We start from the raw sequence: 12,773 nt of genomic DNA on the forward strand, positions 1-12,773 counted from the left end.
ATGGAAAACCAGGCACCCCTTCTCCACGTCGAAAATCTCCGCGTCAGCTATCGCAGCGGCAAGACGTACAATACGGTCGTCAAGGGCGTCTCGTTCGATCTCGGCCGCGAAAGGCTCGGCATCGTCGGCGAATCCGGCTCCGGCAAGTCGACCATCGGCCGGGCGCTGCTGAAGCTCCTGCCGACAGCGAGGATCGACGCCGACCGCATGGATTTCGCAGGAACCGACCTGCTGGCGGCAACCGAAAGGCAGATGCTCGCCATCCGCGGACGGCGCATCTCCATGATCCTGCAGGACCCGAAATTCTCGCTCAACCCCGTCCACCGGGTCGGCGACCAGATCGCCGAAGCCTATCGGGTCCACACCAGGGCCTCCGCGCAGGCCGCCAGACAGAAGACGCTCGAAATGCTGGAAGCGGTGAAGATCCGCGATCCCGAACGGGTCTTCGGCCTTTATCCGCACGAGGTCTCGGGCGGCATGGGCCAGCGCATCATGATCGCCATGATGCTGATCCCCGAACCACAGATCATCATCGCCGACGAACCGACCTCGGCGCTCGACGTGACCGTGCGCATGCAGGTGCTGAACATTCTCAACGAACTGGTCATCAACAAGGGCATCGGCCTGATCATGATCAGCCACGACCTCAACCTGGTGCGCAATTTCTGCGATCGCGTCATGGTCATGCGCTCCGGCGAGGTCGTCGAGGAGCACGCCGCCCGCGACATGAAGAACTGCACGCATCCCTATACGCAAGGCCTGCTCGCCGCCCAGCCGCATATCGGCGGCAGCCGCAAGCCGCTTCCGGTCCTGAACCGCGACATCAAAGAGGTGCGCGCATGAACGCCATCAACGTCCGCAATCTGTCGATCGACCTCGGTTACGGCTCGGCCAAGAAACGCATTCTCGGCGATGTCTGCTTCTCCGTGGAATCGGGCGAATCCTTCGGCCTGGTCGGCGAGTCCGGCTCCGGCAAGTCGACGATCCTGCGGTGCATCGCCCGCCTTCTCAATCTCTGGGAGGGCGACATCGAGCTCGAAGGACGCTCGGTCAAGGACATGCCCTTCGCCGAATACTGCCGTACCGTGCAGATGGTCTTCCAGGACCCCTACGGGTCGCTGCATCCGCGGCAGTCGATCCGCACGGCGCTTCAGGAACCGCTCCGCATCCATCGCATGGACCGCCAGGTCGAGCGCATGGAGCGCGCGCTGATCGACGTCGGGCTCAATCCCGCCTTCCTGTCGCGCTATCCGCACGAGCTGTCGGGCGGCCAGCGGCAGCGCGTCGCCATCGCCCGCGCCCTCATTCTGGAACCGCGCATCCTTCTCCTTGACGAGCCGACCTCGGCGCTCGACGTTTCGGTGCAGGCGGAGGTGCTCAACCTGCTGGCGGACCTGCGCGCCAAGCGCAATCTCACCTATCTCTTCGTCTCTCACGACCTTGCCGTGATAGACCATATGTGCGAGCGGCTGGCCGTCATGCAGCATGGCCGCTTGGTCGAGGTCATGAGCCGCGACGTTCTGGCAACCGGAGAAGCGAAGGACCCCTATGCCCGCGAGCTCATTCAGGCAAGCCTCGAATACGACCACGCCGTTTAACGCCTTCGTATCCGACGGCAGGGAGGTATCGCCATGACGGCCGAAGCCGAAAACTCCGTCTCGCCGTCCGCCGGCTGGCGTCGCCGGGAGACCCTGAGTTCGCAGCTCGTGCGCACGGTCGCCGAACGCATCAGGGTCGGCGAGTATCCGAAAGGCGCGAAACTCCCGACCGAAAAGGCGCTGATCGACGAATTCGGCGTCAGCAGGACCGTGGTGCGGGAGGCGATCGCCAATCTGCGGGCCAGCGGCCTCATATCGATCCATCACGGCATCGGCGCCTTCGTCCGGCAGGATGCCGGCGTCACTCCCTTCCGGCTCAGCGAGGAAAGCCTCGTCGCCGTCGAGGAAATCGTCAAGGGGCTGGAACTGCGCATCGGCATCGAATCGGAAGCGGCCGCGCTTGCGGCGCACCGGCGCACGGAGGCCGACCTCGAGGCGATCCGGCAGGCATGCGCGGCGATGGATACAGCGATCCGGCACGCGAGCAGGGACACGCAGGCGGATTTCGATTTCCACTGCGCGGTGGCCTCGGCCAGCCAGAACGAACATTTCTACCGGATCTTCAGCTATCTCGGCGAAACCCTGATGCCGCGCATGCGGGTCCAGACCAACGACATCAGCGACGCGATGTTCTCAGGCCATCTGGGGCGCGTCAACGACGAGCACCGCGCCGTGCTGCAGGCGATCGAGGCCCGCGATGCCGACGGCGCCCGCGCCGCCATGCGCAAGCACCTGAGCGACAGCCGCGACCGGATGGTGGAAAGACTGCGATACGACAAATGATCGACCCGGAAAACATGGCCAGCCTGACGGTCAGGCTGCGCGACAACCTCTCCTTCGCATGGAATTTCGATCCGGCCGCCGGCAGTTTTGCCGACTGGAAGAAGCGCATCCGCGAGAAGGTGCGTGACGCGCTCGGTATCGCGAGCCCAGCCCCCGCCTCCGCGTCCATGATATCGGAATGGACGGACGACGGCTGCATCGGCCAGCAGCTCGAACTCGGCTTCTCGAACGGTGAAACCACCGCCGCCTATCTGCTCCGTCCCGATACGGCCGTCCCGACGCCGGCGGTTCTTCTGCTGCACGATCACGGCTCGTTCTTCTCGATCGGCAAGGAAAAGATGATCCGCCGTCCCGGCGAGACCTCCGCTGTCCTGTCCGACGTCGAACAATGGACCGCAAAGCTCTATGGCGGGCGCCATGTCGGAAACGAGCTTGTGCGGCGCGGCTATACCGTGCTCTGCGCCGACGCGCTTGGCTGGGGAAGCCGGCAGGGAAACGGTTACGAGGCGCAGCAGGCGCTGGCGGCCAACCTCATGCAGTTCGGCGTTTCGCTTGCATCGGTCCTGCTTGTCGAGGATCTCGAAGCCCTGCGCTACCTGAAGCAATTGCCGGGCATCGACCCGGACCGGGTGGCAAGCCTCGGGTTTTCCATGGGCGGTTCGCGCTCCTGGCAGGTCGCCGCGCTGTCGGACGATGTGAAGGCCTGCGTCGCGGGCGGCTGGATGGGCACGCTGTCCGGGCTCATGCGCCCCGGCAACAACCAGCTTCGCGGCCAGTCGGCCTTCTGCATGCTGCATCCGCAGATCGCCGGCAAGCTGGACTATCCGCATTTCGCGGGTCTCGCCGCGCCGAAACACGCCTTCTTCTTCAGCGGCAGGCAGGACCGGCATTTTCCCGAGCCCGTCGCCACGGAAGCCTTTCACCAGATCCAGGATATCTGGAGCGCTGCGGGCGCTTTCGACCGGATCGAGACGCGGCTGTGGCCGGATGCCCATTGTTTCCCGGTCGAACAGCAGGACTACGCGATCGACTGGCTCGACCGCATCATCTGAAATCCGGCCCTGTCAAGAAAACCGGGCGGGTTTCTGTCGAAACCCGCCCGCATATTTTTCAGCATCCCGCGCAGGGCAAGCCTTCGCGCCGGTCTCAGCCGACGAGGTTGGCGTTGATGAAGTCGAAGTTGATATCCTCGCCGAGACCCGGCTTGTCGGAGATGTGGACGTAGCCGTTCTCGTCCATCGGGTCGACGAGGGCATTCAGATATTCGAAGCCGTCGTCGTATTCGAGGAACGGGTGCAGGAGGCCGCGCTCGTACCAGTGCGCATTCTTGCTGCAGGCCGCCACGATGAGGTTCGGCGCACCGTTGCCGTGGATCTCGCAATGCATGCCGAAGGATTCCGCCAGATGCATACATTTCATCGCAGGCCCGATGCCGCCGACGTCATGCACGCCGGTGCGAAGGATGTCGCAGGCCTTCGACGTGATCCATTCCGCACGGTTGAAATGCTTGCCGGCGGCACTCTCCGGCCCCAGAACCGGAATGTCGAGGTTTTCCGCAAGCCAGGCGTAGGAGGCGGAGCTCTGCTCGTCCATCGGCTCCTCGATCCAGTCGAAACCGAGCTTCTCCAGCCCCTTGCCGAGCAGCAGCGCATCCGTGCGCGAATACCAGTGGAAAGCGTCGATCATCAGATGGATATCCGGGCCGACCGCCTCGCGCACGGCAGCGCAGGCCTTCAGGTCCATCCTGACGTCCGGCGCCCAGGAAACCGGCGGCATCCAGGTGTGCAGCTTGATGCCCTTGTAGCCGCGCTTCACCAGCTTCTGCGCGAACCGGCCGTAGTCTTCGGGCGTCGCAAGGCCGTTTTCCAACTCGTCGCCGCACATGATCGAACCATAGGCCGGGATCTTCTCGCGGTAGCTGCCGATCAGCTTGTGGACCGGCATGTTCAGCTTGCGGCCAGCGAGGTCCCAGAGCGCGCAATCGACGATGGCGAGGGTGCGATCCGTCAACTGGGCCGCGCTGCCGCGCTGCCAGTGGGCGAGATCCTGCCAGAGCCTCTCGCGCGCGAAGGGATCTTCGCCGATCAGCACCTTCTTCACGAACTTGTCGATGACGTGCGGCCGCACGATTTCCGGCGGGGCGAAGCAATAGCCTTCCGCGCCATCGTCGTCGACGATCGTCAGCAGCGCCAGGTTGACCTTGTGCGGCGGGCCGGGATGCGCGTGGCCGGCGCTGTCCTGATGACGGCGGGTGGTATGGGAGAACACCCGCACATTGACGTCTACGATCTTCACAAAATTCCTCCTGTCAGAAGCGGGAAGCAGATCCCCGCCAATTCATGGTATGACCCGGCCGCTGACGGTCGGGCGCAATTCCCGGGCCCTGGATCGTTCCGCCGGTCAGGCGTCGTCCGGATGACCTGCGGAGGCGAAGCCGCCTCCCTGGTAGATCACCGCGGGATCGGCGGGGTTTTCCCTGCCGGCGGCGGCCTCGACCTCGACGCGCCACCTCGCGGAGCTGTCCTGCGGCTTCCACCCGAGGAAAGCGGCATTGCCGTTGTCCCACCATTGCTCGTCATTGGCAGACGCGCCATAGACGATCGTGTGGGCGATCCGGGGGGCGGCGAAGGCGCGACCGCACAGGGAGAAGAAGTCCCGATAGCTGAGCCAGGTCGCCAGCATGCGCGTATTGGCCGGCTTCTCGAAGCACGAGCCGATGCGCACCGACAGCGTCTCCTGCCCGAACTTCTCGAAATAGAGGCTGGCGATCGCTTCGCCGAAGACTTTCGAGGCGCCGTAAAGGGAATCGGGCTTCGGGACCACCGTATTGTCCAGCCGCTCGTCGCGCCGGTAGTAGCCGACCACATGGTTGGAACTCGCGAAGACGATGCGCGGCATGCCGTTGTGGCGGGCCGCTTCGTAGAGATTGTAGAGGCCGACGATATTGCCCTGCAAAATAAGGTCGAACTTCTTCTCGACCGAAATTCCGCCGAGATGAATAACCCCGTCGACACCGTCGAACAGCTTCGAAACACCGGCGGCGTCCGCCAGATCGCAGCGGATAAAGGTCTCCTTCGAACCGACATCGGTGATCTCGCCTATGTCCGAGATCACCACATGTTCGGCGATCTCGCCCAGCATCGGGCGAATGGCCCGGCCGACGCCGCCGGCAGCCCCCGTCAAAAGAAGTTTCCTGAGCATTCTTCCCTCATAACCGGGCCGGCGGCAGCGCCATCGGCTCGTACGTTGTCATATCTCATAGCCGATGTCATACTATAAGGCTCATTGCGGGCGTCAATAAATTTCTTGCCGGGTCCTTGACAAGCCGGGCCGACTTTACCCCTGTAAGTGGCGGAAAACCAATGCAAAGGCTGGAGAACGCCGATTTTGAAACCATCAGATCACACGACTCTGGAGGCGCGTTCGCGCAGGGGACGCAATCTCGTCGACACGGTCGGCCAACGCCTGCGCAGCGCCATCGCAAGGGGTGATCTGAAGCCGGGCGACAAGCTCGCCAGCGAGAGCGGCCTGACCCAGCAATATCAGGTCAGCCGCACCGTCATCCGCGAGGCGATCGCGTCGCTTCGCGCGGACGGGCTCGTGGAGGTGCGCCACGGCGTCGGCGTCTTCGTTCTGGCGCCCCAGGCCGGACTGCAGAAAGGCTTCCGCAGCGTCGATTCCAACCGCGTGTCCTCGATTATCGAGATGCTGGAAGTGCGCGCCGCCATCGAGATCGAGGCGGCCGGGCTGGCCGCGGGCCGCTCCTCTCCCGCGCAGCAGGAGCTGATCTTCGAATGTCTCGACACCATGAACCGGCAGATCGCGGCCGGGTCGTCGACGGTCGAAAACGATCGCGCTTTCCATCTGGCTATAGCCGACGCCACCAACAATCCCCGCTTCCGGGAACTCCTCGAAGCCATCGGCCAGCAGATGATCCCGCGCTCGCTCCTGCAGGACGACGACGTGGACATCTCCCCCGCGGAATACCTGGCGCAGATCCAGAGGGAACACGCCGATATCGCCAGGGCGATCGCCGAAGGAGATGATTCGGCGGCACGCGAGGCGATGCGGACCCACCTGAAGGGAAGCCAGCAGCGATACCGGGCGCTCATGCGGCGCTCGTGAGCTTTTCCGGCGAAGAGATAATATAAGTATTGACTGTCATAATATGACATCCTATCCTCCGGGAAGATCAACCTGGAGGAATGCCCGTGTCTATGGACCCAAATGAACTGAAGCGCGCGCTCGGCGCCGGCCTCTTGTCTTTCCCCGTGACCCCGTTCGGCAAGGATGGCCTCTTCAACCGCAAGGCCTATGAAGCGCATGTCGGCTGGCTGGCCGGCTTCGACGCCTCGGTCCTCTTCGCGGCGGGCGGCACCGGGGAATTCTTCTCGCTCGAGCCGTCGGAGGTTCCCGAAATCGTCGCGGCCGCCAAGGCCGCGGCCGGCAGCACGCCGATCGTATCCGGCTGCGGCTACGGCACGCGTATCGCCGTTTCGATCGCGAAATCGGCCGAGAAGGCCGGCGCCGACGGCTTGCTGCTGCTGCCGCACTATCTGATGGACGCCAGCCAGGAAGGGCTTTACCAGCATATCAAGACGGTCTGCCAGTCCGTCTCCATCGGCGTCATGGTCTACAACCGCGACAATTCGATCCTTTCCGCCGAGACGCTCGCCCGCCTGTGCGACGCCTGCCCCAATCTGGTGGGCTTCAAGGACGGCTCCGGCGACATCGCCCTCGTGCGCAAGATCACCGCGACGATGGGCGACCGCCTCACCTATCTCGGCGGCATGCCGACGGCCGAACTGTTCGCCGACGCCTATCTGGGAGCCGGCGTGACGACCTATTCCTCCGCCGTCTTCAACTTCGTCCCCGCGCTTGCCCAGACGTTCTACAAGGCGCTGCGCGCGGGCGACACGGCCACCACGAACCGTATCCTGATCGATTTCTTCTATCCGTTCATGGAAATCCGCAACCGTCAGAAGGGTTATGCCGTCTCCGCCGTCAAGGCCGGCGTCCGGCTGATGGGCTTCGACGCAGGCCAGGTCCGCGCGCCCTTGACCGACCTGACCGCCGACGAGGTCCGGATGCTCGCGGCCCTCTGCGAGCCCTATCGCGCCGACGCCCCGAGGTCGCAGGCCGCCGAATAGGCTGGCCGTCCGGCCACGCAAACCACGAAAGCCGGCAGGTCGCCCTGCCGGCTTTTTTCATGGCATCGGCCTGCCCGGCCTTTCAGGCAAAACGCCCGCGACACTGTCGCGGGCGCTCTTCCTGACGGATATGCCTGAACCGACATGGGGCGGATATCGCCCGATCGCGGCAAGCCTCGTTCGGCTTATCGCTGCTTGGACACGCTGCGCAGGCGGACGGTCCAGCCGTAGTGGTTCTGATATCCCTTGATATCCGCGCGGTAGACGACGCTGTCGACCACGGCCGAGATCGGCTGCAGGGCGGGCACCAGTTCCTCGTAGCGCCGCTGGATGTCCTCGTACATCGCCTTCTGCCTGGCCTTGTCCCGCTCGACCAGGGCCTTGCCGGACATGTCGTTCAGCTGCGCGTCATAGAAGGACGTGCGCCATCCGATGATGCCGCTGAGCTTGGCGTCGTCGGCATTGTTCGGGTTGATGACGAGCGCGCGGAGGTTGGAGTGCGGATGCGGCTCCTGCCCGCCGCCGCCGCGGCCGACGATCATCTCGAACTTGCGTTCGCGCATCGGGCCGTAGATCTGGTCGCCCGCCCCTTGCACGATCTCGGCCTTGATGCCGGCCTGCGCGAGCGTCGCCTGGATCGCGGTTGCGGTATCCGTGAAGGGCGGCTCGTTCAGCGTCAGCAGCCTGACCGGGAAACCGTCCGGATACCCCGCCTTGGCGAGAAGCTCCTTGGCCTTGGCCACATCGACCTTGTAGTCCGGATCGGGCAGGCTTCCGATGACGCCTTCGGCAACCGGGCGCAGGCGCCTGGTGCCGTAGTTCGGCATGATGGTCTTGTTGATGCCGTCATAGTCGACGAGGTAACGGACCGCGAGGCGGACGTCCGGGTTCTTGAACTTTTCGTCCTTCATGCTCATGGCGAGGAAGTAGAAGCCGGAGCTCGGCGTGCTCTGGACCTCGACTTCGGGATTCTTGCTCAGCGCGGCGATGTCCGGGACGGAAAGGCCGATCGCCACGTCGACGTCGCCCTTTTCCAGCATCAGCCGCTTGGTCTGCGATTCCGGCATGTGGCGATAGATCACCCGCTTCATCCTGGGCTTTTCGCCCCAATAATCGTCGAAACGGGTCAGGATGAGCATTTCATTGGAGGACCAGCGCGTCAGGCTGAAGGCACCGGAGCCGGCGGCATTGATCTTTAGCCAGGCCGCGCCCTGGTCGCCGTTGGCCTCGTGGCCAAGCGCGGTCTTCTTGTCGATGATGGCGCTCGCGTCAGGCTTGCCGAAGATCGCCAGCGTCAGTTGCGGGTCCGTCGGCTGGGCGGGCTTGATGGTGATCCTGTTGCCGTCCGCGCTCAGGAACTGATCGATATTGTTGGCCTTGTAGCCGAACGACGACCATACGCCGGCGCCGACCAGGCCGAGGCCGATATTGCGCTTGATCGACCAGACGACATCGTCCGCGGTCACGGGATTGCCGGACGAGAACTTCGCACCGTCCCGCAGGGTGAAGGTCACGGCGCCGTCGTCCGCGACGGTCCAGGAACCCGCCAGGCCGGGATTGACCTTGGTCTTGTCGATGGCATCGAGCTCGACCAGCGTGTCGTAGAGATTGGCGATGACGCCGGTCGCCTCGCGGCCGGAAATCGCCGCAGGGTCCAGCGTCAGGATATTGTTCATGCTCAGCCCGACCACGAGCTGATCGGCAGGCGTATCCGCGAGCACGCCGATCGGCGCGGACAGCGTCAGCGCTGTGGCCAGAGCCACATGCTTCATCCATTTCATAGGGGTTCCTCCATCAAAGCAGCCATGTGCATATGACGTCACATGAGCTGTCGCCTTGTATGAAGACCTAAATCCCAATCTTCGTCAACCGATTCAAGCGACGCCATTGGGCTTCCGGCTTCAATTTACTTCCGACATTGGACTCGTCGCGAGAGGTGGCATCGTATTTCAGGCAGCTTGTCATATTATAAGTTGACTGCTGTCAACAATGCCCTCTAAATGACGCCGCAAGCGTTGCATGCCAGGGAGGACAATCGGATGAAGCGGCTTCTGATCACCGGCGCTGCCGGTAACATGGGAACCGCCTTGCGGCAGCGGCTCGGCCATCTGGCGGAGATCGTCCGCATCTCCGACATCGCCGGCATGGGAGAGACCGCCGCCCGCGAGGAGCCATGGCCCTGCGACCTCGCCGACACGGACGGCGTCATGCGCATGGTGGAAGGATGCGACGGCATCATCCATCTCGGCGGGGTTCCCTCGGAAAACACCTTCGCCCGCATTCTCGAAAGCAACATCAAGGGCCTTCACAATCTCTACGAGGCGGCCCGCAGCCACGGCAAGCCGCGCATCCTCTTCGCAAGCACCAATCACACCATCGGCTTCTACCGGCAGGACCAGTTCATCGGCGTCGGCGATCCGGTGAAGCCGGACGGGCTCTATGGCGTCTCGAAATGCTTCGGCGAAGGTCTCGCCCGCATGTATTTCCACAAGTTCGGGCAGGAGACGGCGATCGTCAGGGTCGGCGCCTGCTGGCCGAAGCCCACGACGGTGCGCATGCTGTCGATCTGGCTGAGCTTCGACGACATGGCGTCGCTTGCCGAACGGGTCTTCAAGGCGCCGTATCTCGGCTGCCCGACGATCTGGGGTGTCTCGGACAACCAGCCGAAATGGTGGGACAATTCAGCGTCCGCCTATCTCGGATGGGCGCCGAAGGACAGCGCGGAAATCTACCGCGCGGAACTGGAGCGCGATCCGGGCATTCCCGCCAGGGATTCGTCGCAGGCGCAGTGGCAGGGCGGCGGTTTCGTCGACGACCCGATCTACACCGACCAGCTTTCCGTCTCGATCAACCGGTAATGGCACCCATGAAAATCACCGATCTGCGCACGACCCCCGTCAGCCTGCCCCTTGCAGAACCGCTCGGCAATGCGACCGCGACCATTCACAATTTCTCCTGCCTCGTGGTCGACCTCCTGACCGACGACGGCCTTTGCGGCGAGAACCTGATATTCACCATCCGCCCGGAGCAGCTGAAGCTGCTGGATGCCATGGTGCATGTCCTGCGCGATGCGGTCGTCGGACGCGATCCCGACGATACCGGCGCCTTCTGGCAGGATGCCTGGCGCAGGATCAACTTCATCGGCTTCACCGGCGTCTCGATCATGGGGATTTCCGCAGTCGACGGCGCGATGTGGGATTTGAAGGGCCGCCGTGCCGGGACCTCCATATCCGCGATGCTCGGCAGATGCCGCGAGCGCATTCCCGCCTATGCCAGCGGCGGCCTGTGGCTGACGCAGGATATCGCCTCGCTGGCCCGGCAGGCGGAAGGTTTCGCCGGACAGGGATTCAAGGCGATGAAGCTGCGCCTCGCCGGCAAGGCCGATATCGACGTTCCCCGCGTTCAGGCGGTGCGGGCGGCGATCGGCAACGAGATCGCCCTGATGGTCGACGCCAACCAGGTCCTCGGCGTCGACGAGGCCATCCGGCTCGGCGAGGCTCTTGCGCCCTACGACATCGCCTGGTTCGAGGAGCCCGTGCCGGCCCATGCGCTGGAGGATTCCGCCCGCGTCGCAAAGGCGCTGAAGATGCCGGTCGCCTCGGGCGAAAACGAATATACCCGCTACGGCTTCCGGCGGATGATCGAAACCGGCGCGGCCTCGATCCTGATGCCGGACCTGCAGAGGGTGGGCGGTGTCACCGAATTCGCCCGGGTCGGCGCCCTGGCGGCAAGTTTCGACCTGCCGGTCTCCTCCCACCTCTTTCCGGAAATGAGCCTTCAGCTTCTCGGGCATGTGCCCACCGCCCATTCCCTTGAATACCTGGAGTGGTTCACGCCGCTTTACGAGGAGAGGATCGAGCTGCGGCAGGGCAAGGCCGCGATCCCCGACCGTCCCGGCTGGGGGATGGCCCTGGACAGGCAGGCCATCCGGAAATACGCGCTCTGATCCTGCCGCACCCGGAGGTGCCTCCCGGAAACGGGCGCTACGGCCGGATCGACCGCACCATCCCCGACAGTCTCTCGCACGCTCCTTCCAGCGCCCGGTCGGAAGCGGCAATCGAAAGCCTGATGAAGCCGGGGGCTGCGAAAGCCATGCCGGGAACGCTCGACAATCCGAATTCGTTCAGCAGATAGGCCGCAAGCTCGTTGTCGTCCGCCAGTGCCGCACCGGCCGGCGTCTTCCTGCCGATCAGGCGGCTGACGCCGATGAACGCGTAGAATGCACCGTCAGGCGCCGTGAACTCCAGGTCGGGAACCGGGGACAGCCTTTCGACGACGAGCCTGGCGCGATGGGCGAACGTGCGCGCGGCCTCTCCCACGAAGCCCTGATCCCCGCTCAGCGCGGCAAGCGCCGCCGCCTGCGCCACCGGCGATACCGAGGTGACGCTCTGCGACTGCATCTTGTTGAGCGCGGCGATCAGCGCTTTCGGACCCGCCGCATAACCGACGCGCCAGCCCGTCATGGCATATGCCTTCGAGACGCCGTTGACGATCATCGTGCGGTCGCGCAGTTCCGGGCACGCCTCGGCGAAGGATATGAACGGCACGTCGCGAAGAAGGATGTGCTCGTAGATCTCGTCGGAGATGACCAGCACCTGCGGATGCCGGGCGAGCACGGCGGCGAGCGCCCGGTATTCCTCCCGCGTGTAGATCGCCCCGGTGGGATTGGACGGGGAATTCAGCATCAGCCAGCGGGTTTTCGGCGTGATCGCGGCTTCCAGCCGTTCCGCCGTGATCTTGAAGCCCGTTTCCGGGCCGCAGGAGACGTAGACGGGCACGCCGCCATGCAGGGACACGATATCGCCGTAGGAAACCCAGCACGGCGTGGGGACGATCACGTCGTCGCCCGGTTCGAGCGTCGCAAGAAAGACGTCGAACAGGATCTGCTTCGCACCGTTGGCGATCATCACCTCGTCGAGCCCGTAGTCCAGATGGTTTTCCGTCCTGAACTTCTTCACGATCGCCTGCCGCAGGCTTTCCATGCCCGCCGGCGCGCCGTAGCGGATGCCGCCGGCGCGGATCGCCGCACATGCGGCGTCCGCGACATGGGCCGGTGGCTCGAAATCCGGCTCGCCGAGCGAGAGATCGATGACGTCCCTCCCTTCGGACATCAGTTTCCTGGCGGCCATGGCGATCGCCATGCTGGGCGAGGACTTGATGCCCGCGGCCCTGACGTTCTCAAACTTCATCCTGGTCTTCCCCGACGCTGTTTCCGGCACGGCGGACGGCGGGGCGAGACAAG

At 64.2% G+C, this 12,773-nt stretch carries 12 protein-coding genes; 8 read left to right on the forward strand and 4 right to left on the reverse strand.

Annotated elements, in window-relative coordinates; all coding sequences use genetic code 11:
• From ACFFP0_RS05805 to ACFFP0_RS05820, 4 genes are read left to right on the forward strand one after another with little or no spacing between them, the layout of a single operon-like run.
• Positions 1 to 843 carry an ABC transporter ATP-binding protein gene (locus ACFFP0_RS05805; protein WP_377257556.1) on the forward strand — a complete coding sequence of 281 codons (843 nt, stop codon included), beginning with the start codon at positions 1 to 3 and terminating at the stop codon, positions 841 to 843.
• Entirely contained in the window at positions 840 to 1,598 is a 759-nt protein-coding gene (locus ACFFP0_RS05810) for an ABC transporter ATP-binding protein (RefSeq protein WP_377257558.1), read from the forward strand. Before ACFFP0_RS05805 ends, ACFFP0_RS05810 begins: the two co-directional genes overlap by 4 nt.
• Positions 1,599 to 1,631: 33 nt before the next feature.
• A complete protein-coding gene (locus tag ACFFP0_RS05815) occupies positions 1,632 to 2,381 on the forward strand; it encodes a FadR/GntR family transcriptional regulator (protein ID WP_377257560.1) in 750 nt (249 codons plus the stop codon).
• Positions 2,378 to 3,433: a dienelactone hydrolase family protein gene (locus tag ACFFP0_RS05820; RefSeq protein WP_377257562.1), complete on the forward strand. Its 1,056-nt coding sequence runs from the start codon at positions 2,378 to 2,380 to the stop codon at positions 3,431 to 3,433. Before ACFFP0_RS05815 ends, ACFFP0_RS05820 begins: the two co-directional genes overlap by 4 nt.
• 94 nt (positions 3,434 to 3,527) lie before the next feature.
• Here ACFFP0_RS05820 and ACFFP0_RS05825 read toward each other — a convergent pair whose 3' ends face one another.
• Entirely contained in the window at positions 3,528 to 4,676 is a 1,149-nt protein-coding gene (locus ACFFP0_RS05825; RefSeq protein ID WP_377257564.1) for a mandelate racemase family protein, read from the reverse strand.
• Positions 4,677 to 4,781: 105 nt separating this feature from the next.
• On the reverse strand, positions 4,782 to 5,582 hold the full coding sequence (locus ACFFP0_RS05830; RefSeq protein ID WP_377257566.1) for an NAD-dependent epimerase/dehydratase family protein: 801 nt from the start codon (positions 5,580 to 5,582) through the stop codon (positions 4,782 to 4,784).
• A gap of 186 nt (positions 5,583 to 5,768) precedes the next feature.
• On the opposite strand from ACFFP0_RS05830, the gene ACFFP0_RS05835 reads away from it, so the two are divergent.
• Positions 5,769 to 6,506 carry a FadR/GntR family transcriptional regulator gene (locus ACFFP0_RS05835; protein WP_377257568.1) on the forward strand — a complete coding sequence of 246 codons (738 nt, stop codon included), beginning with the start codon at positions 5,769 to 5,771 and terminating at the stop codon, positions 6,504 to 6,506.
• A 92-nt stretch (positions 6,507 to 6,598) separates the two neighbouring features.
• Positions 6,599 to 7,531 carry a 5-dehydro-4-deoxyglucarate dehydratase gene (kdgD, locus tag ACFFP0_RS05840; RefSeq protein WP_377258716.1) on the forward strand — a complete coding sequence of 311 codons (933 nt, stop codon included), beginning with the start codon at positions 6,599 to 6,601 and terminating at the stop codon, positions 7,529 to 7,531.
• Between the two features lie 185 nt (positions 7,532 to 7,716).
• On the opposite strand, the gene ACFFP0_RS05845 is transcribed toward kdgD, so the two are convergent.
• The gene (locus ACFFP0_RS05845) at positions 7,717 to 9,303 is read right to left on the reverse strand and encodes an ABC transporter substrate-binding protein (protein WP_377258718.1); all 1,587 of its coding nucleotides are present in this window, start codon (positions 9,301 to 9,303) and stop codon (positions 7,717 to 7,719) included.
• A gap of 267 nt (positions 9,304 to 9,570) precedes the next feature.
• Here ACFFP0_RS05845 and ACFFP0_RS05850 point away from each other — a divergent pair, with 267 nt between their 5' ends.
• Both ACFFP0_RS05850 and ACFFP0_RS05855 read left to right on the forward strand, forming a co-directional pair.
• Entirely contained in the window at positions 9,571 to 10,389 is an 819-nt protein-coding gene (locus ACFFP0_RS05850) for an NAD-dependent epimerase/dehydratase family protein (RefSeq protein WP_377257570.1), read from the forward strand.
• Positions 10,390 to 10,397: 8 nt separating this feature from the next.
• Entirely contained in the window at positions 10,398 to 11,477 is a 1,080-nt protein-coding gene (locus ACFFP0_RS05855) for a mandelate racemase/muconate lactonizing enzyme family protein (protein ID WP_377257572.1), read from the forward strand.
• A 37-nt stretch (positions 11,478 to 11,514) separates the two neighbouring features.
• On the opposite strand, the gene ACFFP0_RS05860 is transcribed toward ACFFP0_RS05855, so the two are convergent.
• Positions 11,515 to 12,720, reverse strand: coding sequence for a pyridoxal phosphate-dependent aminotransferase (locus tag ACFFP0_RS05860; protein ID WP_377257574.1), 1,206 nt, complete (start codon positions 12,718 to 12,720; stop codon positions 11,515 to 11,517).
• Positions 12,721 to 12,773 lie beyond the last annotated feature (53 nt).

The sequence above is a fragment of the Neorhizobium puerariae genome (assembly GCF_042429745.1).
Classification (GTDB): Bacteria; Pseudomonadota; Alphaproteobacteria; order Rhizobiales; family Rhizobiaceae; genus Neorhizobium; species Neorhizobium puerariae.